This window comes from Azoarcus sp. CIB, from assembly GCF_001190925.1.
GTDB lineage: Bacteria > Pseudomonadota > Gammaproteobacteria > Burkholderiales > Rhodocyclaceae > Aromatoleum.
In genome coordinates this window covers 2,439,252-2,462,518 of record NZ_CP011072.1, presented here as the reverse complement: position 1 = coordinate 2,462,518, position 23,267 = coordinate 2,439,252, and the positions used below count along the sequence as shown (strand labels likewise).

Genomic DNA, 23,267 nt, shown 5'->3' with positions numbered 1-23,267 from the left:
CGGTCAGGCGAGCGCTGCGGCGAGCGCCGCGGCGGCGCCGGCGACGAGGTGGGCGACGTGGCCGTCGTCGAGCACGTAGGGGGGCATGAAGTACACGGTGTTGCCGATCGGGCGCAGGAGCACGCCGTGTTCGAGCGCCGCGGAGAAGAAGCGGCGCGAGAAGTCGGGGCGTTCGCACGCGACGTCGAACGCGAGGATCATGCCGCGCTGGCGCAGGTGGCTGACCGCGGGGTGGTCGCCGAAGCGGGCGCGGACGGCGTCGCCGAGGCGTTGGGCGAGGCCGCGGTTGGCGGCGAGGACGCCGTCCTGCTCGAAGATGTCGAGCGTCGCGAGGGCCGCGCGGCAGGCGAGCGGGTTGCCGGTGTAGGAGTGCGAGTGCAGGAAGCCGCGCGTCGTCGCGTCGTCGTAGAAGGCGGCGTAGATCGTGTCGGTCGTGAGCACCAGCGACAACGGCAGGTAGCCGCCGGAGATGCCCTTCGACAGGCAGATGAAGTCGGGCCAGATGCCGGCCTGTTCGCACGCGAAGAAGGTGCCGGTGCGCCCGCAGCCGACCGCGATCTCGTCGGCGACGAGGTGCACTTCGTAGCGGTCGCACAGCGCGCGGGCGAGGCGCAGGTATTCGGGGTCGTACATGACCATGCCGGAGGCGCCCTGCACCAGCGGTTCGACGATCAGCGCGGCAGTTTCGGCGTGGTGTTCGGCGAGGTGCGCTTCGAGCGCTGCCGCGGCGCGACGCGCGACGTCGGCCGCCGATTCGCCGGGTTCGGCGAGGCGGGCATCCGGGGTCGGCACGATGCTGCCGGGGCGCACGAGCGGGGCATAGGCATCGCGGAAGATCGCGACGTCGGTAACGGCGAGCGCGCCGACGGTCTCGCCGTGGTAGCTGCCGGCAAGGCTGACGAAGCGCGATTTTTCCGGGCGTCCGAGGTTGCGCCAGTAGTGGGCGCTCATCTTCAGCGCGATTTCGGTCGCGGAGGCGCCGTCGGAGGCATAGAAGGCGTGACCGAGGCGGTGGCCGGTGAGGGCGGCGAGGCGCTCGGAGAGCTGGACGACCGGTTCGTGCGTGAAGCCGGCGAGCATCACGTGTTCGAGACGCTCGAGCTGGTCGCGCAGTGCGGCGTTGATGCGCGGGTTGCAGTGGCCGAACAGGTTCACCCACCAGGAGCTGATGCCATCGAGCAGGCGCCGCCCGTCCGCGTCGATCAGCCACGGGCCCTCGGCGCGCACGATGGGCACCAGCGGCAGATGCTCGTGTTGCTTCATCTGCGTGCAGGGGTGCCAGACGGACTTGAGGGATCGGTCGAGCAGGGAGCGGTCGGAGGGGGCGTGCATCAAGGGTTCCGGCGGGGTGCAACCGATAAATGTCGCGCAAGCGGGGGTTCCTGTCAAACCCGGGAGGGAAGCCAAGCAGGGCGCCGACGGCGCGATTTGCTAACATGCGGCGTCCCCAACCCGAAGAACCGATCCCCATGATTTTCGTTATTTCCCCGGCCAAGGCGCTCGACTACGAAACGCCGCCGGTGACCGATGTGCATACGCAGCCCGACTACCTCGACGATGCGGCCGAACTGATCGCGGTGATGCGCGAGAAGTCGCCCGCCGAGGTTTCTGCGCTGATGGATATTTCCGACCAGCTGGCGACGCTGAACGTGGCGCGTTACGAGACCTGGGCGTCGCCGTTCTCGCTCGCGAACGCGAAGCAAGCGGTGCTGGCGTTCAACGGCGACGTATATGAAGGTCTGGACGCGCAGACCCTGTCGCCGGCGGAGCTCGAATGGGCGCAGGCGCATCTGCGCATCCTGTCGGGCCTGTACGGCCTGCTGCGGCCGCTGGACCTGATGCAGGCGTATCGCCTGGAGATGGGGACGCGACTGGCGAATCCGCGCGGGAAGAATCTTTACGCCTTCTGGGGCGACAAGCTGACCGTGGCGCTCAACGGCTTGCTCGCGCAGGAACTCGAGGCGGGTGCGGTGCCGGTGCTGGTCAATCTGGCCTCCGAGGAATACTTCAAGTCGGTGGTGCCGGCAAAGTTGACGGCGCCGGTCGTGACGCCGGTGTTCGAGGACTGGAAGAACGGGCGCTACAAGATCATCAGCTTCTACGCGAAGCGCGCGCGCGGTCTGATGTGCCGCTACGCGATCCGCAATGGCGTCGAGGACGTCGAGGGGCTGAAGGGGTTCGATCTGGACGGATACGCGTTCGCGCCCGATGCGTCCGACAAGGACACGCTGGTATTCCGCCGGCGCGTCGAGTGAGGGGGCGGATATGAAGATCAGCCATGGTTTCGACTCGGGTGCGATCGAGGTCCTGAGTCTCGACAACCCGGAGGACATCCGCCTGCGCTTGCGTGCGGACAATGCGGCGGAATTTCGCCAGTGGTTCCACTTCCGCGTGCAGGGGGCGGTGGGGCGTAGCCTGCGCATGGTGTTCGAGAATGCTGCGGAGGCGGCGTACCCGGACGGATGGCCGGAGTACCGCTGCGTCGCGTCCTACGACCGGCGCAACTGGTTCCGCGTCGGGGCGACACGCTATGAGGACGGCCAGCTGATCGTCGAACACACGCCCGAGCACGACAGCATCTATTACGCGTATTTCGAACCGTATTCCTACGAGCGTCACCTCGACCTCGTCGGGTGGGCGGAGACCTCGCCCTTTGCGCATGTGGATAGCGTCGGATCGACGGTCGAAGGGCGCGGACTCGACCGCATCGTAGTCGGGCGGGAGGGGCCGGCACACCGGCCGGTGTGGATCCTCGCGCGCCAGCATCCGGGCGAGACGATGGCCGAGTGGTTCATCGAAGGCCTGCTCGAGCGCCTGCTGGATGCGGCAGACCCGGTTGCGCGCCGCATCCGCGAGCGGGCCGTGCTCTACATCGTGCCGAACATGAATCCGGACGGGGCGATTCACGGCAACCTGCGCACGAACGCGGCGGGGCGCAACCTGAACCGCGAATGGCGCACGCCCGACGAGCAGGCGAGCCCGGAGGTCTTCCATGTGCGGAATGCGATGGAGGCGACAGGCTGCGAGCTGTTCCTGGACATCCACGGCGACGAGTCGCTGCCTTACGTGTTCTTCTCGACCGCGGAGGAGGTGCCGGGCTTTACGGCCGAGGCGGCAGCGCGGCAGGCCCGCCTGGTCGCGGCGCTTTCGGCGGCGAGTCCGGACTTCCAGACCGAGCACGGCTACAAGCCGGGGCGTTTCGGCGAGGAGTTGCTGACGCTGGCGAGCAAATGGGTGGCGCACCGCTTCGGCTGCGTGTCGCTGACGCTGGAGATGCCGTTCAAGGACAACGCGAACATGCCCGATGGGCACGCGGGCTGGAGCAGTGCGCGCAGCAAGCGGCTGGGCGCGGCGATGCTGAATGCGATCCTCGCGCACCTGGAAAGTGCGTGAAGTCGGTAGGGCGGATGAGCCGCGTAGCGGCGTTATCCGCCGCATGGGCGGCGCGAAGGTCTCATCGCTGCGGCTAATTGAACGGATTCAAAGGCCATGCGGCGGGATGCGCTGCGCTCCTCCCGCCCTACGTTGCTTGCCTGCTATGCGAAGAGGTTCAGCAGGCCGTCGAGACCGACGTGGTCGAGGCGGCAGTCGGCAATCTGGCGCAGCACCGGCTTCGCACGGAAGGCGACGCCGAAGCCGGCTTCGGTGAGCATGGGTAGGTCGTTCGCGCCGTCGCCGGCGGCGATGACCTGATCCGGGCGCAGGCCGAGGCGTTCGCGGGCGGCGCGCAGATGGGCGGCTTTGGCGGCGCCATCCACGACGGAGCCGCTGACGCGCCCCGTCAGTTTGCCGTCGACGACTTCGAGCTGGTTGGCGTGGGCTTCGTCGAAGCCGAGGCGGGCTTTCAGGCGTTCGGTGAAGTAGGTGAAGCCGCCCGACACCAGCACGGTATGGATGCCGGCCGATTTGAGGCCGCGCATCAGCCGTTCGGCGCCAGGGTTGAGCTGCAGGCGCTGTTCGTACACTTCCGTCAGCGCCGATTCCGGCAGGCCGGCGAGCAGACTGACGCGGCGGGTGAGCGATTCGGTGAAATCGATCTCGCCGCGCATCGCGGCCTCGGTGATCGCCGCCACTTCGGCCTTGAGACCCTGCATGTCGGCGATCTCGTCGATGCACTCGATGTTGATCAGCGTCGAGTCCATGTCGGTGACGAAGAGGCCGAAATCGGCGAGCCGGCGCCCGGGGGCGACCCAGGTCCAGTCGAGCGCGGCGGTGCCGCACACCGCGTCGATCTCGCCGTTTTCATGCGCGCCGACGAGGCGGAAGGCCTGCGGGGTGATCTGTTCGATGGCGCTGGCGCCGGTGAGCTTGGCAACGGTTTTCAGGGCGACCGAATCGACGTCCTCGCCCTGCACGACTAGATTCATTCGGCGCGGCTCCGGCGTTGCAGTGCCTCGCTCAGGACTGCATGCGACTTACGGATCATATCGGCGGTGTCGTCCCAGCTGACGCAGGCGTCGGTGACCGAGCAGCCGTACTTGAGCTGCGACAGGTCGGCCGGAATCGGCTGGTTGCCCGGCTCGATGAAGCTCTCGATCATCAGGCCGACGACCGACTGGTTGCCTTCGCGGATCTGGTGGATGACGTCCTTCATGACCAGCGGCTGCAGGTCCGGCTTCTTCCACGAGTTGGCGTGCGAGCAGTCGACCACGATGTTCTGCGGCAGCTTGGCCTTCGCGAGCGCTTGTTCGGCGAGCGAGATCGACACGGTGTCGTAGTTCGGGCGGCCGGCGCCGCCGCGCAGCACGACGTGGCCGTAGCGGTTGCCACGCGTGCGCAGAATCGCCGACTGGCCCTGGCCGTTGATGCCGAGGAAGCTGTGCGGGTGCGAGGCGGAGACGATGGCGTTGATCGCGACGTCGAGGTCGCCGTCCGTGGCGTTCTTGAAGCCGACCGGAGTCGACAGGCCGGAGGACATCTCGCGGTGGGTCTGCGACTCCGAGGTGCGGGCGCCGATCGCGGTCCACGAGATGAGGTCGCCGTAGTACTGCGGGGCGATGGGGTCGAGCGCCTCGGTGCCGGCGGGCAGTCCGATTTCGTTCACGTCCATGAGGAAACGGCGTGCCTTCGCCATGCCTTCGTCGATGCGGAAGGAGTCGTCCATGTACGGATCGTTGATGTAGCCCTTCCAGCCGGTGGAGGTGCGCGGTTTCTCGAAATACACGCGCATCACGAGCAGCATGGTGTCGGAGACTTCGTCGGCCAGCGCCTTCAGGCGGCGGGCGTAATCGACGCCGGCGACGGGGTCGTGGATCGAGCACGGGCCGACGACGACGAAGATCCGGTTGTCCTTGCGGTCGAGGATCTTGTTGAGCGCCCGGCGACCAGCCAGCACCGTCTCGGCGGCTTTTTCGGTCAACGGGACGCGCGCCTTGATCTCCTCGGGCGAGGGCATGTGATCGAGGGCGACGATGTTTAGGTTTTCGGTGTTGGCGACAGGCATGGCGCGCTCCGCAGTGCAGCAAAGAAGAGGATTGTAACCCGAAGCACGGAGGGTCCGGGGTGGGGGAGCGCGCCCGCCGTGTCAGCCAAGTGCGGCGGGGGCCTGTGTCGTGAGTGCCTGTTTGCGCGCGGTTGCGGCGCCGAGCAGGGCGAAGCCGAGCAGGGTGCCATCGGCCGCGAGGAACTGCGCTTCGAGGCCCCCCTCGCCGTCCGGTGCGGGCAGGATGTGCCAGCCGCCTTCGGCATTCGCGGCCGGCGGGCAGACGACGGTCGGGCACGCGGGCGTCTTCACGACCACGGGCATCGCGGGGTAGGCGACCGGCGTCGGCTTGCCGGCCAATGTCGCGGCCAGCGCGCGGGCCTGGTGCATGATGGGCATCACGAAGGGCAGCACCAGGCCTTCGACTTCGGCGCAGTCGCCGAGTGCGTGGATGTGTGCGTCGGATGTGGCGAGTTGTCGGTCGACGCGGATGCCGCGATTCACCGTCAAGCCGGCGGTACTGGCGAGCGCGGTGCGCGGACGCAGGCCGACCGCGGAGAGCACAAGATCGGTATCGAGGACGCTGCCGTCGTCGAGCGTGACGCGGTAGGCGTTGCCATTGCGTTCGACGGTGGTGGCCGAGACCTTCATGCGGAAGCCGACGCCGGCCGCTTCCAGCTGCTGGCGGAACCACGTGGCCGCGGCTTCGGGCAGCAGGCGACCCAACGGCCAGGCGGCGATGTCGATGACGGTCGGGGCGATGCCGCGGGCGAGCATGTCGTTGGCGAATTCGCAGCCGATGAGCCCCGCACCGAGCACGACGACGCGCGTCGCACCGTCGAGCCGCGCGGCGAAGCGGGCGAAGTCGTCGAGGTCGTTCACGGAGAGGATGTCGGCCGCCCCGTCGCCGGCGATGGGCAGGCGGATGGGATCCGCACCGATGGCGAGGACGAGGTCGCGGTAGGCGATGCGTTCGCCGCTCGTCAGCACCGCGATGCGGTTTTCTGGCTCGATGGACGCGATCTCGACCTGCGGACGGATCGTCGCCAGGACTTCGCCGGCCATCTTGTCGGCGGATTTCATGACCAGGCTTTCGGCCGTCCTGTTGGCCGACAGCGCGTTCGACATCATCGGCTTGGAGTAGAAGCCGGCGGCGTCGCGGCTCAGGATCATCAGGGGGGTGTCGCGGTCGAGCTTGCGGAATTCGCGCGCGAGGTTGTATCCGGCGAGGCCGCTGCCGGCGATGACGATGGGGTGGGTCATGAAGGCGATCTCATCCTGGATATTGTGGTTGTTTGCGAGCGCGGATCGCGGGAGGGGCCTGCCTCCGCCCCGTACGACATTGGGGTCGGGGGTGGATCGGGGCGGGGCAGGCTTGAGGGGGCTTCATGCGTAGACCGCAGCGCGGTCTCGGGGTGGGTCAGATCGCGACCATCTCGAAGTCGGCCTTGGCGACGCCGCAGTCCGGACAGGCCCAGTCGGCGGGGATGTCTTCCCAGCGCGTGCCCGGGGGGATGCCTTCGTCGGGGAGGCCGGCCACTTCGTCGTAGATGAAACCGCACACGATGCACTGATAGGTCTTCATGATGTTCTTTCCGTTCTTTGCGAGTTGTCGGGGGATGCTGCCGGGCCGGGTCAGCCCGAAATCCGGTCCAGGACCTGCTTGTAGTGGTTGGCGTGGCGCTCTTCCACCTTGGCCAGCGCGGCGAAGCGCTTGGCGGCCTTCTCCAGCAGGGCCTTGAACTGTTCGGCGTGTTCCTTCGATTCGGTGATCTGTTCGTCGATTTCCTTCACTGCGGCCTCGTTGCCTTCGGCAACCGCGACGTGGCGGAAGTTCGGGTACATCTCGGTGTATTCGTATGTTTCCCCCTCGATCGCGAATTGCAAGGCGCGCGCCGGGGTCATCTTGTCCTTCGGGAAGAGCAGGTCGAGGTGGCCGAAGGCGTGCATCACTTCCTGGTCGGCGGTCGCCTCGAAGGCCTTCGCGGTTTCTTCGTCGCCCATTTCGCGGCACAGCTTGGCGAAGTAGCGGTACTTGATGTGCGCCATCGATTCGCCGGCGAAGGCGGATTCGAGGTTCTTGATCGTGAGCGATTCGGGGTTGTGGAAGGGGCTGGCCATCGTTTCTCTCCTTGCGTCGTTGATGTTGCGTTGAGTGAATGTTACGCAGCGGCGCAGGATTGTAAAAATTGAATGTCATGATGTTATAGATAGCGCACGACTATTCTGTGCGGCTGTCGAGGTGCCTCCGGGATCCGGTAAGTGGTTTCGCCAGCTCGACAGCGATGCGGCGGCCGCGGGGGAGGGCGGCGCGGAAGGACGAGGAGGTGAGCGGCGTCGTCGACTGCCTGCTTGCGAAGTCGAACTGACGCCATCGGCCCCGGGGTGGGCCAGGGCGCGGCTGCGCCCCTTGTGCGGGTGGGCTACAGACCCAGGGTGGGATCGACCAGCAGCGCCTCGATCACGCGCGACACATTGTCAGCCGGCGTGTCGTCGGGGTGGGTGAGCGGGTCGGGACGCACCTGTCCGTCGAGATCGTGCAGGTGGTTGGGAAAGGTCGCCAACTCGCGGTGCAGCGGTGCGGTGTCGATGCCTAGTTCGGCGTCGCCGAAATTCCATCGTAGCGAGTAGGCGTCGTTGGCGGCGTAGCGCACCGTCAAGGTCACGCCGTTTTCGAGGCGCACAAGGAGGGCGTCCTGCTTGTGCTCGACCGGGTGCGGCAGGCGGGTGCCGAAGCTGCGGTCGATGTGGTCGGCGAGTTCGATGTGCAGGCTCATGTCCTTCTTGCCTCCTTCAGGCAATCGGTCAGCATCGCGCGCACGGTCTCGCGCGTGTCGGCGAGGATGCGGGCACTCAGGTAATGCTCATAGGAGGGATGTTCGGCGACCGTTCCGGTGTAGATCTGCTCCAGCAGTTCGATCTCGTCGGACGCACCGTTCGCCTTGAGGATCGCGTCGCGGTTCTCGCGCAGTTCGAAGACCAGGCGCGACAGCTGCTCGAGCTGTTCGGCGTCGGTCGGTTCTACGTTCTGGAAGAAGTTGGCCATGGTTGTCGCTCACATCTTGCTGTCGTGGAGGGCTCCGCCGTCGAGCACCGCCATGTCGGGGGTGATCGCGTCGAAGGCGAGGACCTTGCCGCCGTGTGTCTGGGCGAATTTCTGGGCATCCGCCTGCTGCGCGAAGGAGCCGATCGTCGGTCCCATCGAGCCGTGGCGTGAGCTGCCGATGACGTACCAGGCTGTCTTCGCGTCGATCCACGCGCCGCGTGGCTGGTCCCACTCGGCCTTGCCCATGTCCTGCACGAAGATCGCCTTCACCGGGCGAATTTGCTCGGGTTTCAGGTAGATGCCGAACATTTCGACCGTGTCGCAGAAGAACTCGGGCTCGGGGCGGTCGGCGTAGAAGATCTGCGCCTTCGGGCCGGGGTAGTCGGCGAGCAGCATGCCGTCGAGGGAGCAGGCGGTGCTCTGGTCGATCTCGACCGCGGCGAGCTTGTTGCCGCCGTCGCTGCCGCTCGGCCCGCAGGCGGCGAGGAGGCCGGCCGCAAGGGCCGCCAGCAGGGTCGTTCGGAAGGGAAGGATGGGGGACATCATTTACGGAATCTCCATGCGGCAACGCCCAGGGGGGCTGCGATCCACGCGGCCATCACGAGGCCGAGGAGCCAGGGTTCGGCCAGCGCGCGAGGGAATACGGTGGCGAGTCCGTATAGCGTGCGGACGTCGTCGAGGGTGAAGATGTTGAGGATGCGGAAGACGTCGGCGGGGTTGAGGAGCAGCAGGTAGGGGAAAATCTCGCCGCCGTACTTGCCGCCGGTGACGACCAGGCCGCCGAGCAGCAGCAGGTCGAACACCAGCACGAAGAAGAACCACAACGCGATGGCCATGCCGGAGGCGCGCGTGCGGTCACTGGCGAACACCGACACCATCACCGCGAGGCTGAGGAAGGCGAGGCCCAGCAGCACCGAACTGATCATGAAGCCGACGAAGTGCATCAGCGCGACGAGGTCGAGCTGTGCGGAGAGCACGACCGCGACGAGGCCAAAGCCGGCGATGGTCGAAAACGCGAGCGCCGCGGCGAGGCCGAGGTACTTGCCGAGCAGCAGTTCGAAGCGCGTGATCGGCATCGACAGCAGCAGGTCGAGCGAGCCGCGTTCGCGCTCGCCGACGATGGCGTCGAAGCCGAGCACGAGCGCGATCAGGGGGACGAGGTAGATGACCAGCGAGACGAGGCTGGCGATCGTGAATTCGATCGAGCGGAAGCCCACCGTGCCCTGCTGCGCGCCGCCGAAGTAGGCGATCACCAGCGCGAAGACGGTGAACACGAGGGCCACCGCGAGCACCCAGCGGTTGCGGATGCGGTCCCAGAATTCCTTGCCGGCGAGGGTGGCGATCTGGCGGATTTCCATGTGCGTCGCCCTTAGTCGGAGAAGCCGAAGAACACGTCTTCGAGCGAGGGTTCGTGCACGTGCAGGTCGAGCACCTTGTCGCCGAGCGAGGCGAGCGCCTGCATCACGACCATCTTCGATTCGCGCCGGCATTCGACCGCGACGTGGTCCTCGCGCGCTTCGATCGCGAGGACCGGCAGGCCGCCGAGTACCGCGCGGACGTGATGGAAGTCCTCGTGCGCGAGGCGAACGCGGAACCACAGCGGCAGATCCATCTGCTCGCGCAGATCCTGCACGGTGCCGACGGCCTGGATCTTGCCGGCGGCCATGATCGCGAGCCGATCGACGCGCTCCTGGATCTCGGCGAGGATGTGCGAGGTGAGGATCATCGTCACGCCGTCGGCCTTGAGGACGCGCAGGATCACGTAGAACTCGCGGATCGCCTCGGGGTCGAGACCGGTGGTGGGCTCGTCGAGGAACAGGATGCGCGGGCGGCCGAGCAGCGCCTGCGCGAAGCCGAGGCGCTGGCGCATGCCCTTGGAGTATTCGCGCACGCGCCGGCGTGCGGCGCTGGAGAGGCCGACGCGTTCGAGCGCGGGGCTGCACTCGCTTGCCGAGGCACCCTTGAGGCGGGCGAAGAATTCGAGCGTCTCGAGGCCGGTGAGGTTGTCGTAGAGGACGACGTTCTCGGGCAGGTAGCCGATCTTGCGGCGCACTGCGCGGAAGCCGCTGCCGGTGACGGGCGAGCCGTCGATGCGGATGTCGCCGGCGGTTGCCGGGATCAGGCCCAGCATCATCTTGAACAGGGTGCTCTTGCCGGCGCCGTTGTGCCCGATGAGGCCGAACAGCTCACCCGGCGCGACCTCGAGGTCGACGCCATCGACGGCGCGCACGGCGCCGTAATGTTTGGTCGCGCCGCGCACCGCGATCACCGGTGCGGTGCGTTCAGCGGGAGCCTGGGAAGTATCTGCCAAGCCATTCTCTCCAGTTTTCGTTCTTCGCCTGCATGCGCGGTTTCGGGTCGACCACGCTGGGCGCGCGCAGGAGCGGGAACTGCTGGCCGACGAGGCGCAGCGTCTGTATTGCCGGACTCGCGAGCAGCAGTTTCAGCATCGGGTGTTGCCAGGACAGCCGGTCGACGAGATCGTTGGCTTGGTAGGGCACGTCTCCGACGGCGTCGCCGTTTCGGTCCCAGCCAAGATAGTTGCTCCAGTGGTTGCCGTCCTTGACGCCCCACAATTCGTCCTTGGCGCCGACGTAGCGGACCTGTTCGCGGTTGGCGATGAAGTCGTTGTTCTCGACTTTGTTGTTCTTGGAGCCGGCCCAGAGGTGGGTGCCGACAACGTTGTCGACGACGAGGTTGCCGCGCAGCGTGTTGTACTCCGCGTCATAGATGAAGAAGCCGCGGTTGTTGCCGGCGATCACGTTGTTCTCGACGATGGCGTCCTGGATCGTGCGCAGCATGATGCCGTGGTCGGAGTTCGCCCACACGCGGTTGTTGCGCACCAGCTGGTCGCGCACTTCCATCAGCGCGAGTCCGCCACGGTTCATGTAGACGTCGTTGTCTTCCCACACATTGCGGTAGGAGTTCATGTAGTGGGTGCCGTAGCGGGCATGGTGCAGGCGGTTGCCGCGGAACACGGCATCATGCGAGACGTCGACGTAGAGGGCGTCGCGCACGAAGCTGATGTGGTTGCCGATGATTCGGGCGCCGGTGGTGTTGTACAGCTGGATGCCGTTGCCGCGCTGCGACGAGCGGTACTCGCGCTTGCCGGTGATGATGTTGTGTTCGATGCGGACGTCTTTGGCCTTCTCGATCCACAGGCCGAAGAGGTTGTAGGTGAGCTCACAATTGCGCACGACCGCGCGGTGCGCGCCGGGCCACAGGTAGATGCCGGCGTTCTGCCTGAGGAGACTGTCGCCGGAGTCGCGCACGATCAGGCCCTCGATGACGACGTCGGGGGCGGTGACGCGGATCGTGTCGTCCTTCAGGCCGCCGCTGAGCGTGGGGCGCTCGAGTCCGCGCAGCGTGAGCGGCTTTGCGATCAGCAGGTTTTCCGTGTATTTGCCGCGCGCCACCTCGATGACGTCCCCCGGGGCGGCGCGCTCGATGGCGGCCTGGATCGATTCGCCCGGAGCGACGTTCAGCGTCGCGGCGAGGCTCGGCAACGCGCACAGCAGCGCCGCCACGGCCAGAAAGGCGTGCCGGAACGTCAGTGTGCGCCCTGCCTCGAATACCGGCATGTCACCCCTGGACGATAAGGAAGCCCAGCGATTTCAATGCGATGAAGAGCGTTGCGCCGATCAGCAGGTTCTTGAAGCCGACGTAGCACACCATGTCCATCGTGTTCGCGACGCGGTAGCGGCGACCCCACCACGGGCCGTCCTTGACGTAGGGTTTGGAGCCGAGACGCACGATGACCTCGAACACGCTCCAGCCGAACCACCAGCCGATCAGGGCGCCGGCCTGCATCTGGCCCATCGCCGCCAGCACCCACGCGACGGTGGCCGCGAGGCCCAGGGCCATGCCGGCGGCCTGCAGGGCGCGTTGGCGCTGGAAGCCGTGATGGCTCCACGGCCACAAATGGTCCCACGCTTCTGCCGCAACGAGGCGCACGAGGCTCGTCGTCTGCGCATAGGGCGGGTTGGCGGGATCGGTCGGCATCGTCGGATTGACCATGTCTTTCTGCTCCGAAATCAGTTCTTCGCCGCGGCGTCCGCGCGGGCGGGCACCAGCTTGATCGGGATGTAGTAGCCGTCGGCACCGATCGGCGTGATCGGCAGGCCGGCCTTGGTGCGGCGCTTGCGTTCCTGCGCGAGCGGCGGGCAGGCGTGATCGTCGGTATACAGGACCATGCAGTCGAGGCAATGCAGGCACTCGCGGTGGTCGATGCGGCCGTCCTCGTCGATCGCCTGCGAGCCGCAGCCGACCGCGCAGGCCTTGCAGCTGTTGCATTCCTGCTTGCGCTTGAGGCCGAACCAGCGGAAGGTCGAAGGCATCGCGAGCGACGCGCCGAGCGGACACAGGTACTTGCAGAACGGGCGTTCGGTGAAGATCGACAGGCCCAGCAGGCCGGCGGCGAACAGCGTGTAGGGCCAGCTGCGGTTGAACAGGCCGACGAGGAAGGTGGTCTTGAACGGTTCGACCTCGGCAAGCTTCTCGGCCAGACCCAGGGAGAACATCGACACGGCCAGCAGCCCGAAGAACACGCCGTACTTGACCCACTTCAGTCGGTCGTGCCAGCGGCGCGGCAGCTGGAACTGGAAGCGCTTGAGGCCGACGGCGCCGCCGACCTTGTACAGCAGCTCCGACAGCGAGCCGAACGGGCACAGCCAGCCGCAGAACAGTCCCCGTCCCCAGACGAACACCGTGACGATGATGAAGATCCAGAACAGGAAGATGAAGGGGTCGGACAGGAACAGCTCCCACTTCCACTGGAACAGCAGGGCGTGGAACCACGTCAGCACCTGCGTGATGGAGGGCTGGGCGAGCATGCCGAAGCCGACGAAGCCGATGCTGATGACCCAGGCGCTGTACTTGAAGGCGTTCACGGGCCACTTGTTCTTGCGCGTCGCGCGGCGCGTGAGCTTTTCGCGGAAGGCGTAAACCGTGGCGACGGAAACCAGCAGCGCGGCGAAGAGCGCGATCTCGACCGCGCGCGTCTTCCACACCCGCACCCACGGTGCGTCGGGTTTCACGACTTCCGGACGACCGCCTTCCAGGTACTGATCCGGGAGCCAGTACTCGACGTCGAAGTTCGCAAAACTGCGCGTGCCGGTGGCGCGATCAACGCGGTTGCCCAGGAACACGAACTTCCACGGATAGGCGCCCGAGAAGGCCTTTGAGCGGATGAAGAAAATCGAAGATTCGCTGTAGGCAGGCACGCCGGCAGCCTCGATGCCATAGAGGTTGACGGCGTCGAGGTCGCGGAACGTGAAGGAATCCGCGCCCTGGCGCACCTGTACGCGGTCGTAGATGCCGCCACGCACGAAGCCCGAGCCCTTGAAGGACTCTTTCCCGCCGCTGCGGATCACGAAGAGGGCGTGTTCGCCTTCATGCAGGCGCGCCATCAGGTTGCGCCAGGCACCCTCGCCGAGGATGGCGCGGCCGAGGTCGGGGTGATTAAGGTAGCCGAACCACAGCTCGATGAAGGGCTCCCCGCCGCGTTCGAGGCCAACCTGTTCGGGTGCTACGACGAGGCGCCGGACGGCGCCTTCCTTCACCAGGGCTGCCCAGTCGGGTTTCGCCCCGGTCTCGCGGAATTTCGCCTGCTCGCGAATCGTGGGCTTTAGGATGCCGACCTGACGGGCGACCGCCGTGCCGGAGGTCATCATCACCTGGTTCTGGGCGATGACCGTCACGGTCGCGCCCGAGATCGCGTCGAGCCCGATGATGTTCTCCTCGGGGCGGGACTGGCCGATCTCGATGTTGTTGCCGACGAACTGGCCGAGGTATTGCTGGTTGAAGCGGATCAGCGCCGACTCGGGGATGCCCAGCAGCAGGATGGGCTCGGAGTGCTTCAGGATCTTTACGCCGACGAAACGGCCGCCGGTGTCCATGCCGATCAGCGTGATCACCGGTTTGCCGGAATAGGCTGGGGTGTCGGTGATGTCGGTGGAGAGCATCACGTAGCCGACGAGCTTCTTCTTGCCGGCTTCCTCCGCATAGCCCTCGACGTAGCGGGGCTGGCCCTTGCGCTCCGAAAAGGACGTGGCGCCGGGCAGGACCTCGGCGCACGGGGCGTACTTGCACAACTCGGGGGCGGTGTTGATCTCGTCGGGCAGCTTCGCCTCGTAGGTATCGGCGAGCGCGAGCGATGCGGTCGACGACAGCACGACGGACAACAGGATATTGCGGAGTGCAGCCAGGATGTTCATGACACTTTCCGATTCGGCGGGACTGGGCACAGTCTACGAACCAAACCTCGTGACGTAATTGTTTCCGATCAATTGGTGCAAACGCATCTGCTGCGCCGCACGCAAAATGAAAAAAAGGAGGGGCGCACGGCCCCTCGAATATCACCCATCGTTGCCCCTTTGCAGGGGCGGGATAACCGCGCCGAAACCGTCCCGGTTCCGGCGCAGTCCTTGTCGAGGACCGGTCAGGCCTCGACGATCATGCGGCTGCGCATCTCCAGGTGCAGCGCGTGGCAGAAGTGCGTGCAGTAGCACCAGAACACGCCCGGCTTGTCGGCCTTGAAGGTGACCGAAGCGGTTTCCTGCGGGTTCACGATGAAGTTGACGTTGTACTTCGGGATCGCGAAGCCGTGCGTCAGGTCCTCCACCTTGTCGAGGTTGGTGAGGATGAGCGTGACCTCGTCGCCCACCTTGAGCTTGAACTCGGTGAGGCTGAACGCAGGGGCCATCGAATACATCTTCACCGTGACCTTCTTGCCGTCGCGGAACACGCCGGAGTCCTTCGGATCCTTGATCGCGAGCGGGAATTCGTCGATGTTGTAGATCTGCTTCGGATTGATCAGCTCGCGCTTCATGATGATGAAGTCGTGCGGCTCGGGGCGGACCGGGTGGTCTGCCACCAGGACCATCTTCTCGCCCGAGATGTCGACGAGCTGCTCGTTTTCCGGGTGCAGCGGGCCGACCGGCAGGTAGCGGTCCTTCGAGAACTTGCAGCCGACGCACAGCCACTTGCCGTCGGCAGCCGTGGTTTCCGACTGCGAGGCGTTGATGTGGCCCGGCTGGTACTGCACGTCGAGGCGGTCGACGACATACTGCTGGCTGTTGTCGCCGGCGGAGAACTTGATCGCCTTGTCGACGTTCCACTTCACGACCTGGCTGTCGAGGAACAGCGTCGTGTAGGCGTTGCCGCGGCCGTCGAAGGCGGTGTGCAGGGGGCCGAGGCCGATCTCGACTTCGGCGACGATGGCCTTGTCCGCGCTCTCGAGATTGCCTTCGAACCACTCCAGCACCTTGGCGAGTTCGATGACCGTTGCGGTGGGCGAGAGCTTGCCGGAGCAGATGAAGTACTTGCCGTCCGGGCTGGCGTTCACGCCGTGCGGGTTCTTCGGCACCGAGACGGTGCAGGTCAAGGCGGTCTTCGGATCCTTGTTGGATTCGCGCGTACCGTCGACCACCGGCACCTTGGAGTCGCCATAGGTCTTGAACTTGCCGTCCTTCACCGCCTGTTCGATGCGGGCGACGTTGAAGAACAGGCACGCGTCACGCTCGGCCGACATCATCTCGGGGTAGAGCACGCCGCTTTCGGTGTTGTACTGGTTGGTCGCAGCGAGCTTGCCGTCGAAGGACGTGGCGGCGAGGTCGCAGTTGCCGTCGATCAGCACCTGCCAGCGTACTTCCATCGTTTCGGCATCGACGCAGGAGAACATCGAGCGGTACTTCGACGGGTCGTTCACGTCCTTGCCGGCGTTCGGCAGGGGGATCTGGAATTCAGAGCCGCAGAACACGCGCGTCGTGTAGTTGATCGCGGGATCGACCGGGTCGCGCTTGTCCGGGAAGATGCCATGGAAGCCCTGGACGTTCGGCAGTTCGGTGATCTTGTCGCAGATGAAGTAGTCGAGGCGGATACGGGCCAGACGGCTGTTGATCTTGTCGTTGATCCACGCGTAGCGGCCGTCGTAGTTGCCGTCCTTGTATGAGGCGTGGGTGTGGTGCGTGTCGGCGACGGTGTAGCGCAGGCTGCCGTCGGGCTTGGTGCCCATGATCTTCTTCGATTCGTTCGTGATGCCCCAGCCGGTCAGGGCGTCAGGTACGAAGCAGGGGACGCGGTGGATTTCGCGGCCCGAGGGAAGACCCAGCACTCGGAAGTCGCCGGTGTGACCGCCGCTCCACAGCCCGTAATAGGTATCGAGCTCGCCGGGTTTCAGGTGGATGCCGGCCGGGGCGGCGTGGGCCACCGGTGCAGCCGCGGGCGCAGCGGGAGCTGCCGGCGCGGCCGGAGCGGGTGCCTGTTCCTGCTTGCAGGCCGAAAGTCCGACCGACAGGCCGGCGCCGGCGAGACCGGCGAAGGCTGCGGTGTTGAGGAACTTGCGGCGGCTCGGGTCGGGCTGGCCGTCGAGGTTGTGATCCTTGTTCTGGTCCTGGCTCATGTAATGGGCTCCGTTGTTCAAGCGTCGAGTGATCTGCCTGTGTTCTGCCGTTGCGGGAGGGCCGAGATGACGGTACACCCATGCAGCGCAGCCCGAAGTGGGCGGTAACGTAACTCTATGTACCCAAGCGCGCGGACTCCTTGATCTTGGATAAGGAAAAACGCGTGGCGGGTATGTCGGCAGCACGTGCCGAGCGGCTGGTGCTCAGGCGGGCGACAGCGAGACGAAGATCATGACGAAGATCGGCGCCCACAGTACTGCGGCGACGCTGTAGGCCATGTAGGTGACGTGCAGCGCCTGGATCTCATTGTCCAGCCGCAATTCGTCGCGGATGTCGAGGTAGAGCCTGCGCAGCGCGACCGCGTGGGCGAGGAGGTGGGCAACGACGAGGGCGCCGAGGCTGGGCACGGCGAGCACCACGGCGGAGGCCCACAGCGGCGCCGCGGCGCGAGCGGCGATCGCGAGGGCGCGCGCGCGGGTGGGGCGCATGGCGTCGGCGGGCGTCGTCAGCCGCAGCATGCCGGCGACAACCGTCACCGAGACCAGTTCGGCGACGAACACCAGCAGCGCGATCCATTCCCAGTTTGCGCCCGCGGGGTCGAGGCGATAGACGGCGGCGTGGTCGTGCATCGCCAGCGGGATCATGAGCGGCGGCACCAGCGCGAATGGCAGGACCATGCGGCTGAAGACGCCGCTGCGGGTCGGTGGGGTCAAGCGGGCCTCCGTCGGCCGCCCTTCAGATCCGGGGATCCTGCACGATTCCCTGTTCCACCGCAAACACGGCCGCCTGGACGCGGCTCGTCAGGCCGAGCTTGCGCAGGACGTTCTGGACGTGGATCTTGACCGTGCTCTCGGCGAGATCCAGCGTGCGCGCGATTTCCTTGTTGCTCTGGCCGCGCGCGACGAGTACGAGGGTTTCCCGCTCGCGCGGCGAGAGCTTGTTGAGTTCGGAAGCGACCACGGCCGGCGCCGCCGCTTCGGTGCTGACCTTGGGCGGGGCGCCGCGCACGCCCTGCACGAGCTTGCCCATCATCTGCGGCGAGATCACCGACTCGCCGGCCGCCGCCTTCGTGATCGCGGCCGTGAGCGTCTCGGCCTCGATGTTCTTCAGCAGGTAGCCGCAGGCGCCGGCGCGCAGGGTTTCGATGAGGTCCTCGGCGTCTTCCGACACGGTCAGCATCAGCACGTGCGACTCCGGCGCTTCCTCTGCCATCATCGCGGCGGCGTCGCGGCCGGAGAGGCCGGGCATGTGCAGGTCGAGCAGCACGACGTCGGGCCGCAGTTGCGCAGCGCGCTTGACGCCTTCCATGCCATCGCCCGCCTCGCCGACGATTTCGAACTCCGGGTGGCGTTGCAGCAGGGACTTGATGCCGCTGCGGAAGAGGGCGTGGTCGTCGACGAGGAGCACTCGGATCGGGGCGGGCATCAGTTCGATTCCTGGTTGATTCGGGGGAGCTCGAGGCGCACTTCCGTGCCGCGGCCGGGCGTGGAGCTGAGCAAGAATTTTCCGCCGATGCGTAGCGCACGCTCGCGCATGACCTGCAGGCCGATGTGGTTTTCCGTTTCGCGGGCGGTGCGGGCGCCTTCGTCGAAGCCCACGCCGTCGTCGCGCACGACGAGCGTCAGCCCATGTACCCCGCGGCGCAGGGCGACGTGCACGGACTTGGCCTGGGCGTGCTTGCGCACGTTGGAAAGGGCTTCCTGCAGGATGTACAGCGCCTGCGTCTCGACCTCTGCGTCGAGCGGGGCACCGCCGCCTTCGAGTTCCAGCTCCGTCGCAATCCCGCTCTGGTCGGCGAGCCGGCGGAGTGCGGCGCCGATCGCGCCGCCGAGATCCTGCTTCGCGACGCGCGTACGGAAATGCACCAGCAGCTCGCGCACGTCGTCGTAGCTCTCCTGAACGCCCTGGCGCAGCATGGCGAGCGTGCTCTGCGCCTGACGCAGGTCGCTGTGCCGCAGGGCGTCATCGAGCATCTGTACTTGCAGGTTCATGAAGGCGAGCCCCTGCGCGATCGAATCGTGCAATTCGCGTGCGAGGAGGTTGCGTTCCTCCGATACGGCGAGCTCGCGGTCGCTCGCGTGCAGGCGCTGGTTCTCGATCGCGATGCCGAGCTGTTGGCCCAGCGTCTCGAGGAGCTGGCGGTCGGAATCGCCGAGGAGGCGGGCCTCGCGGAAATACAGGTTGTAGATGCCCAATGTCTGCTGGTTTGCGCCGATCGGTGTGGCGGAAACGAGTTTGAAGCCGGCGCGGCGGCAAGCGCCGAGGTCCGGGGGGGGATCGGGCAAGTCCGGTTCCCACATGAGGGAGGTGCCGCCGCGCGCCGCCTGCCCGCACACGCATTCGCCGCATTCGAGCGTCGCCTCGCGGTCGATGAATTCATCGTCCAGTCCGGCATGCACGGTCATGCACAGTTGGAGCGAATCCCTGTCGAGCAGCCGGGCGGAGCTCGCCGCCGCACCAAACATCTTCTGTACGCGCTGCAGGAAGCCGCGGCACAGGGCGTCCACGTCCTGCGGCTGGCGCAGGAAGGCGGCCATGTCGTAAAGGATCTCGAGCTGGCGGTTCTTCTCCTCGAGGCTGCGCGTCTTGACGTCGACGCGCTCTTCGAGCGTTCCGTACAGGCCCTGCAAGTGGACGGCCATGCGGTTGAAACCGTCGGACAGCTCGCCGAATTCGTCCTTGGCGAGGACCGGGACGCGGGCGCTGAAATCCTCCTGCTCCATCCGCTTGATGCCGGTCTGCAGTTCCGAGACGGGGCGGATCACGAGCACGAAGAAGAAGCGGATCAGGAACAGGGTGCCGATCACGGCCAGTGCGATCAGGGACACCTGCGACGCGCGCAGGATGTCGGTGTTGCGCGCATAGCTCTGTTCCATCTTGAGCACGACGTCGTTGATGCCGGCCACGAACGTCCGGATCGTGTCGTCGAACGCGGGGGGATCCGTGGGGATGCCGGCCTCATTCGATGTGGCGAGCAGGCCATCCAGTATCGGTCGAACCTGCGCGGACCAGAAGTCCGCCATCCGCTGCATGTCTGCGGGAATGTCGTTGTCGCGGGGGACGAACAGGGGGCGCTGCGGGTTTCCGCGGCGCAGCTCGGCAAAGACGTGGTCGAACTCGTCCAGTTCCGTCCTGAGCGCTTCCCGAATGCGCGTCGCCTCGGGGGGCGACGCCTGCGGGGCATGAGCGAGAAGGTGGCCGATGCGGTGCGTGCGCATGCGCAGGCTGCCGGCGTCGTTGATGGCCGCGGCGGCCCCCTCGAGCTGCCAGGACATGAACAGCGTGATGCCGATCGCTGTCAGGGCGACGAGGAAGAACACCAGCAGGATGCCGGTGATCTTGGTGCTGAGACTGTTGCCGAGAGGGAGCATGAACGCTCGATGAAGCAGGGTGGCGTGCAGACTACGTCGCCTGCCGACACCCCGCAAGCCGGGGGCTGCCGCCCCCGGGATGGTCTCAGGCCGATGCGGTGGCCTTGACGCGCCGCTTCGATCGCACGATCTGGTAGGCGCGGCCGACGTAGCTCAGCGGCGCAGTGAGAATGTGCACGAGACGCGTGAAGGGAAACAGCAGGAACACCGTCATCCCCAGTACCATGTGGAAGCGGAACACCGGCTCCACGGCGGCGAGCAGCTCGGGTTTCGGTTGCAGCGTCAGTACGCTCTGCACCCAGCCCGACAGCGCCAGCATCACGCCGGGGTCGCCGTGGTTCGCATGGCCGATCGACACCGGCAGCGTCGACAGGCCCGCAACCAGCGTCAGCATCAGCCAGCCCAGGATGAAGGCATCCATGCGGCGACCGGCGGCGCGCACGCGCGGGTTGAACATGCGGCGCAGCCACAGGATGGCGCCGCCGATCAGGCACATGGTGCCGAACACGCTGCCGGCGACGATCGCGATCCACTGGTGCTGCAGGTCGGACACGCCCAGCCCGATCCACAGCGCATGCGGCAGCACGAGACCGGCGAAGTGGCCGGCGAAAATCGACAGGATGCCGACGTGGAACAGGTTGCTCGCGATCCACATGTTGCTCTTCGATAGCAGCTGCGACGAGTCGGTCTTCCACGTGTACTGCTCGTTGTCGTAGCGGATCCAGCTGCCGATCACGAACACAGACAGCGCGATGTAGGGATAGACCCCGAAGAAGAAGTTGATTGCGTTCATGTCGTCTCCTCAGGCAGCCAGGCGCGTCAGGCTGCCCTGTTTTTCCACGATCCGGACCAGCGGCGCGTACGGGCTGGCGGACTTTTCCAGGTTGTCGGCGAGCACTTTGAGCACCTTCGCGACGTCGCCGAGGAAGATCCAGGCTTCGCCGATGCTCAGCGTCGAGCAGAACTCCAGCATCACCGGCAGGTAGTCCGGCAGTTCCTTCTCGTCGGCCTGCAGGCCGTAGCTGCGGTAGAACTCGCCGAGGTCGATCAGCGCGGGGCCGCGCGTCTTCTCTTCGCCGAAGATGTGGTGCGTCAGGTGCAGGCTGTGCTCGGCGGTGAGGTCGAAGCACTGCACGTAGGCGCCCTGCAGTTCGAGCGGATCCGACGCGAGCAGCATCGTGATGAAGTCGGCGACGCTGCGGTATTCCTCGGCGCTGAGGGCGACTTCCTCGTCGAGCGACTCGACGAAGGCGTACGGGTCCTTGGCGGCAAGTTCGCGCAGGGCGTCGAGGAAGCCGTCGCTCGGGTAGTCGAGCAGGGCGGACAACAAACGGAAGATTTTCATCGTGTTCTCCTTCAATCGCGCGGGCCGGCGAGGGGGGCCGGTTCGCGGGGTTCGGCCGATTCCGTGCGGCGCTCGGGGAAGAGGGCGAAGGTGCCGTAGCCCTTGGAGTTGTCCGCGCCGAAGGTGAAGCCGTTCTGGCCCTGGAAGCCGTGGTAGTCGTCGAGGCGGATCTCTTCGTGCGCGGTCGGCACGACGAAGCGGTCCTCGTAGTTGGCAATCGCGAGGTAGCGGTACATGTCCTTGGCGATCTGCTCGGTGATGCCGGCGCGGTTGAGCGGTCCGAGGTCCGGCGTGCCCTCGACATGGATCGAGCGCATGTACGAGCGCATCGCGAGCAGGCGGTTGAGCGCGCTGGTGATGTACTCGGTCTTGCCCGCGGTGAGCAGGTTCGCGAGGTACTGCACCGGCAGGCGCATCGCTTCGGCCTTCGGGATCACGCCGTCGGATTCGGTCGGCAGCTTCTTCTGGTCGATCTGCGACTGCACCGGGGAGAGCGGCGGCACGTACCAGATCATCGGCAGGGTGCGGAACTCGGGGTGCAGCGGGAAGGCGATCTTCCACTCGACGGCCATCTTGTAGATCGGCGACTTCTGCGCGGCGTCGATCCAGCTCTGCGGCACGCCGTCCTTCAGCGCCTGGGCGATGATCGCGGGGTCGTAGGGATCGACGAAGAGGTCCAGATGGGCCTTGTAGAGGTCCTGCTCGTTGTCGGTCGAGGCAGCGTCCAGCAGCTTGTCGGCGTCATAGAGAATGATGCCGTTGTAGCGGATGCGGCCGACGCAGGACTCGGAACAGACGGTCGGCAGGCCGGATTCGACGCGCGGGTAGCAGCCGATGCACTTCTCGGCCTTGGACGACTCCCAGTTGAAGAACACCTTCTTGTACGGGCAGCCCGAGATGCACATGCGCCAGCCGCGGCAGCGGTCCTGGTCGGCGAGCACGATGCCGTCTTCCTCGCGCTTGTACATCGCGCCCGACGGGCAGGAGGCGACGCAGGCGGGGTTGATGCAGTGGTTGCAGATGCGCGGCAGGTAGAGGTGGAAGGTGTTCTCGAACTGCTTGTACATCTCCTTCTGCATGTTCGCGAAGTTGGGGTCCTGCGAGCGCGCGGCGAATTCGCCGGCGAGGTCGTCCTCCCAGTTCGGGCCCCAGGTGATCTTGTCCATCTTCTCGCCGGTGATCTGCGACACCGGACGCGCGGTCGGCGCGGCTTCCGACAGCGGCGCGTTGTGCAGGCGGGCGTAGTCGTAGGTGAAGGGCTCGTAGTAGTCGTCGATTTCGGGCATGTTGGGGTTGGCGAAGATCTGCACGATCTTCTTCAGCTTGCCGCCGGCCTTCAGCTCCAGCTTGCCGTTGACCTTTTCCCAGCCGCCTTTCCACTTCTCCTGGTTTTCCCAGTTCTTCGGATAGCCGACGCCGGGTTTGGACTCGACGTTGTTGAACCAGGCGTACTCGATGCCCTTGCGGTTCGACCAGACGTTCTTGCAGGTCACCGAGCAGGTGTGGCAACCGATGCATTTGTCGAGGTTGAACACCATCGCGAATTGCGCGCGGATTTTCATGTGTTTCTCCTAAATCTCGATTCCCCTTCCGTAGAGGAAGAGATGGCATTTGTTAGCAGGTCCCTTCCCCTTCAAGGGGAAGGACAGGATGGGGATGGGTTTCCAATTGGCGCTTCGGA

At 66.0% G+C, this 23,267-nt stretch carries 23 protein-coding genes; 2 read left to right on the top strand and 21 right to left on the bottom strand.

The window, feature by feature from the left end:
* Positions 1-3: 3 nt before the first annotated feature.
* Positions 4-1,332 (bottom strand): adenosylmethionine--8-amino-7-oxononanoate transaminase, encoded by a 1,329-nt coding sequence (gene bioA, locus AzCIB_RS10880; protein ID WP_050415917.1) that lies wholly within the window; start codon positions 1,330-1,332, stop codon positions 4-6.
* A 137-nt stretch (positions 1,333-1,469) separates the two neighbouring features.
* Between bioA and yaaA the strand changes: the two genes are divergently transcribed.
* Positions 1,470-2,255, top strand: a complete 786-nt coding sequence (gene yaaA / locus AzCIB_RS10875; RefSeq protein ID WP_050415916.1) for a peroxide stress protein YaaA — start codon at positions 1,470-1,472, stop codon at positions 2,253-2,255.
* A gap of 10 nt (positions 2,256-2,265) precedes the next feature.
* Positions 2,266-3,393, top strand: a complete 1,128-nt coding sequence (locus AzCIB_RS10870) for a M14 family metallopeptidase (protein WP_050415915.1) — start codon at positions 2,266-2,268, stop codon at positions 3,391-3,393.
* Positions 3,394-3,536: 143 nt separating this feature from the next.
* Here AzCIB_RS10870 and serB read toward each other — a convergent pair whose 3' ends face one another.
* The 20 genes from serB to narH form a co-directional block, all read right to left on the bottom strand.
* Positions 3,537-4,367, bottom strand: coding sequence for a phosphoserine phosphatase SerB (gene serB / locus AzCIB_RS10865; RefSeq protein WP_050415914.1), 831 nt, complete (start codon positions 4,365-4,367; stop codon positions 3,537-3,539).
* Positions 4,364-5,443 carry a 3-deoxy-7-phosphoheptulonate synthase gene (locus AzCIB_RS10860; protein WP_050415913.1) on the bottom strand — a complete coding sequence of 360 codons (1,080 nt, stop codon included), beginning with the start codon at positions 5,441-5,443 and terminating at the stop codon, positions 4,364-4,366. Before AzCIB_RS10860 ends, serB begins: the two co-directional genes overlap by 4 nt.
* An 81-nt stretch (positions 5,444-5,524) precedes the next feature.
* Positions 5,525-6,685, bottom strand: a complete 1,161-nt coding sequence (locus tag AzCIB_RS10855) for an NAD(P)/FAD-dependent oxidoreductase (protein ID WP_050415912.1) — start codon at positions 6,683-6,685, stop codon at positions 5,525-5,527.
* Between the two features lie 157 nt (positions 6,686-6,842).
* Entirely contained in the window at positions 6,843-7,007 is a 165-nt protein-coding gene (locus AzCIB_RS10850) for a rubredoxin (RefSeq protein WP_157058482.1), read from the bottom strand.
* A 50-nt stretch (positions 7,008-7,057) separates the two neighbouring features.
* On the bottom strand, positions 7,058-7,543 hold the full coding sequence (locus AzCIB_RS10845) for a rubrerythrin family protein (RefSeq protein WP_050415911.1): 486 nt from the start codon (positions 7,541-7,543) through the stop codon (positions 7,058-7,060).
* A gap of 302 nt (positions 7,544-7,845) precedes the next feature.
* Positions 7,846-8,199, bottom strand: a complete 354-nt coding sequence (locus AzCIB_RS10840; protein WP_050415910.1) for a toxin-antitoxin system TumE family protein — start codon at positions 8,197-8,199, stop codon at positions 7,846-7,848.
* On the bottom strand, positions 8,196-8,468 hold the full coding sequence (locus AzCIB_RS10835; RefSeq protein WP_050415909.1) for an MJ0235 family protein: 273 nt from the start codon (positions 8,466-8,468) through the stop codon (positions 8,196-8,198). Before AzCIB_RS10835 ends, AzCIB_RS10840 begins: the two co-directional genes overlap by 4 nt.
* Before the next feature lie 9 nt (positions 8,469-8,477).
* Complete coding sequence (locus AzCIB_RS10830; RefSeq protein ID WP_050415908.1) at positions 8,478-9,014, bottom strand: nitrous oxide reductase accessory protein NosL; 537 nt, start codon at positions 9,012-9,014, stop codon at positions 8,478-8,480.
* Complete coding sequence (locus AzCIB_RS10825) at positions 9,011-9,826, bottom strand: ABC transporter permease (protein ID WP_050415907.1); 816 nt, start codon at positions 9,824-9,826, stop codon at positions 9,011-9,013. The genes AzCIB_RS10830 and AzCIB_RS10825 overlap by 4 nt, the downstream gene beginning before the upstream one ends.
* Positions 9,827-9,837: 11 nt before the next feature.
* On the bottom strand, positions 9,838-10,779 hold the full coding sequence (locus AzCIB_RS10820) for an ABC transporter ATP-binding protein (RefSeq protein ID WP_050415906.1): 942 nt from the start codon (positions 10,777-10,779) through the stop codon (positions 9,838-9,840).
* Positions 10,751-12,049: a nitrous oxide reductase family maturation protein NosD gene (locus AzCIB_RS10815; protein ID WP_083446962.1), complete on the bottom strand. Its 1,299-nt coding sequence runs from the start codon at positions 12,047-12,049 to the stop codon at positions 10,751-10,753. The genes AzCIB_RS10820 and AzCIB_RS10815 overlap by 29 nt, the downstream gene beginning before the upstream one ends.
* A 1-nt stretch (position 12,050) precedes the next feature.
* Positions 12,051-12,485: a hypothetical protein gene (locus tag AzCIB_RS10810; RefSeq protein ID WP_050415905.1), complete on the bottom strand. Its 435-nt coding sequence runs from the start codon at positions 12,483-12,485 to the stop codon at positions 12,051-12,053.
* A gap of 17 nt (positions 12,486-12,502) precedes the next feature.
* Positions 12,503-14,683, bottom strand: a complete 2,181-nt coding sequence (locus tag AzCIB_RS10805; protein ID WP_050415904.1) for a NosR/NirI family protein — start codon at positions 14,681-14,683, stop codon at positions 12,503-12,505.
* Between the two features lie 224 nt (positions 14,684-14,907).
* On the bottom strand, positions 14,908-16,869 hold the full coding sequence (nosZ, locus tag AzCIB_RS10800; RefSeq protein ID WP_050415903.1) for a TAT-dependent nitrous-oxide reductase: 1,962 nt from the start codon (positions 16,867-16,869) through the stop codon (positions 14,908-14,910).
* Positions 16,870-17,073: 204 nt separating this feature from the next.
* Entirely contained in the window at positions 17,074-17,583 is a 510-nt protein-coding gene (locus AzCIB_RS10795; protein ID WP_050415902.1) for a hypothetical protein, read from the bottom strand.
* 22 nt (positions 17,584-17,605) lie between these two features.
* On the bottom strand, positions 17,606-18,295 hold the full coding sequence (locus AzCIB_RS10790) for a response regulator (protein WP_050415901.1): 690 nt from the start codon (positions 18,293-18,295) through the stop codon (positions 17,606-17,608).
* Positions 18,295-20,241 (bottom strand): type IV pili methyl-accepting chemotaxis transducer N-terminal domain-containing protein, encoded by a 1,947-nt coding sequence (locus AzCIB_RS10785; protein WP_050415900.1) that lies wholly within the window; start codon positions 20,239-20,241, stop codon positions 18,295-18,297. Before AzCIB_RS10785 ends, AzCIB_RS10790 begins: the two co-directional genes overlap by 1 nt.
* An 85-nt stretch (positions 20,242-20,326) precedes the next feature.
* Positions 20,327-21,034 (bottom strand): respiratory nitrate reductase subunit gamma, encoded by a 708-nt coding sequence (gene narI / locus AzCIB_RS10780; RefSeq protein WP_050415899.1) that lies wholly within the window; start codon positions 21,032-21,034, stop codon positions 20,327-20,329.
* A 9-nt stretch (positions 21,035-21,043) separates the two neighbouring features.
* On the bottom strand, positions 21,044-21,586 hold the full coding sequence (gene narJ, locus AzCIB_RS10775) for a nitrate reductase molybdenum cofactor assembly chaperone (protein ID WP_050415898.1): 543 nt from the start codon (positions 21,584-21,586) through the stop codon (positions 21,044-21,046).
* 11 nt (positions 21,587-21,597) lie between these two features.
* Positions 21,598-23,148, bottom strand: coding sequence for a nitrate reductase subunit beta (gene narH, locus AzCIB_RS10770; protein WP_050415897.1), 1,551 nt, complete (start codon positions 23,146-23,148; stop codon positions 21,598-21,600).
* Between the last annotated feature and the right edge of the window lie 119 nt (positions 23,149-23,267).

Bases quoted from the DNA above. Each gene is read 5' to 3' on its own strand.
- serB (WP_050415914.1), bottom strand. From the start codon at position 4,367: ATGAATCTAGTCGTGCAGGGCGAGGACGTCGATTCGGTCGCCCTGAAA.
- AzCIB_RS10860 (WP_050415913.1), bottom strand. From the start codon at position 5,443: ATGCCTGTCGCCAACACCGAAAACCTAAACATCGTCGCCCTCGATCAC.
- AzCIB_RS10845 (WP_050415911.1), bottom strand. From the start codon at position 7,543: ATGGCCAGCCCCTTCCACAACCCCGAATCGCTCACGATCAAGAACCTC.
- AzCIB_RS10790 (WP_050415901.1), bottom strand. From the start codon at position 18,295: ATGCCCGCCCCGATCCGAGTGCTCCTCGTCGACGACCACGCCCTCTTC.
- AzCIB_RS10850 (WP_157058482.1), bottom strand. From the start codon at position 7,007: ATGAAGACCTATCAGTGCATCGTGTGCGGTTTCATCTACGACGAAGTG.
- narJ (WP_050415898.1), bottom strand. From the start codon at position 21,586: ATGAAAATCTTCCGTTTGTTGTCCGCCCTGCTCGACTACCCGAGCGAC.
- AzCIB_RS10840 (WP_050415910.1), bottom strand. From the start codon at position 8,199: ATGAGCCTGCACATCGAACTCGCCGACCACATCGACCGCAGCTTCGGC.
- AzCIB_RS10835 (WP_050415909.1), bottom strand. From the start codon at position 8,468: ATGGCCAACTTCTTCCAGAACGTAGAACCGACCGACGCCGAACAGCTC.
- AzCIB_RS10805 (WP_050415904.1), bottom strand. From the start codon at position 14,683: ATGAACATCCTGGCTGCACTCCGCAATATCCTGTTGTCCGTCGTGCTG.
- AzCIB_RS10815 (WP_083446962.1), bottom strand. From the start codon at position 12,049: ATGCCGGTATTCGAGGCAGGGCGCACACTGACGTTCCGGCACGCCTTT.
- AzCIB_RS10810 (WP_050415905.1), bottom strand. From the start codon at position 12,485: ATGGTCAATCCGACGATGCCGACCGATCCCGCCAACCCGCCCTATGCG.
- narH (WP_050415897.1), bottom strand. From the start codon at position 23,148: ATGAAAATCCGCGCGCAATTCGCGATGGTGTTCAACCTCGACAAATGC.
- yaaA (WP_050415916.1), top strand. From the start codon at position 1,470: ATGATTTTCGTTATTTCCCCGGCCAAGGCGCTCGACTACGAAACGCCG.
- bioA (WP_050415917.1), bottom strand. From the start codon at position 1,332: ATGCACGCCCCCTCCGACCGCTCCCTGCTCGACCGATCCCTCAAGTCC.
- narI (WP_050415899.1), bottom strand. From the start codon at position 21,034: ATGAACGCAATCAACTTCTTCTTCGGGGTCTATCCCTACATCGCGCTG.
- AzCIB_RS10855 (WP_050415912.1), bottom strand. From the start codon at position 6,685: ATGACCCACCCCATCGTCATCGCCGGCAGCGGCCTCGCCGGATACAAC.
- nosZ (WP_050415903.1), bottom strand. From the start codon at position 16,869: ATGAGCCAGGACCAGAACAAGGATCACAACCTCGACGGCCAGCCCGAC.
- AzCIB_RS10870 (WP_050415915.1), top strand. From the start codon at position 2,266: ATGAAGATCAGCCATGGTTTCGACTCGGGTGCGATCGAGGTCCTGAGT.
- AzCIB_RS10825 (WP_050415907.1), bottom strand. From the start codon at position 9,826: ATGGAAATCCGCCAGATCGCCACCCTCGCCGGCAAGGAATTCTGGGAC.
- AzCIB_RS10785 (WP_050415900.1), bottom strand. From the start codon at position 20,241: ATGCTCCCTCTCGGCAACAGTCTCAGCACCAAGATCACCGGCATCCTG.
- AzCIB_RS10830 (WP_050415908.1), bottom strand. From the start codon at position 9,014: ATGATGTCCCCCATCCTTCCCTTCCGAACGACCCTGCTGGCGGCCCTT.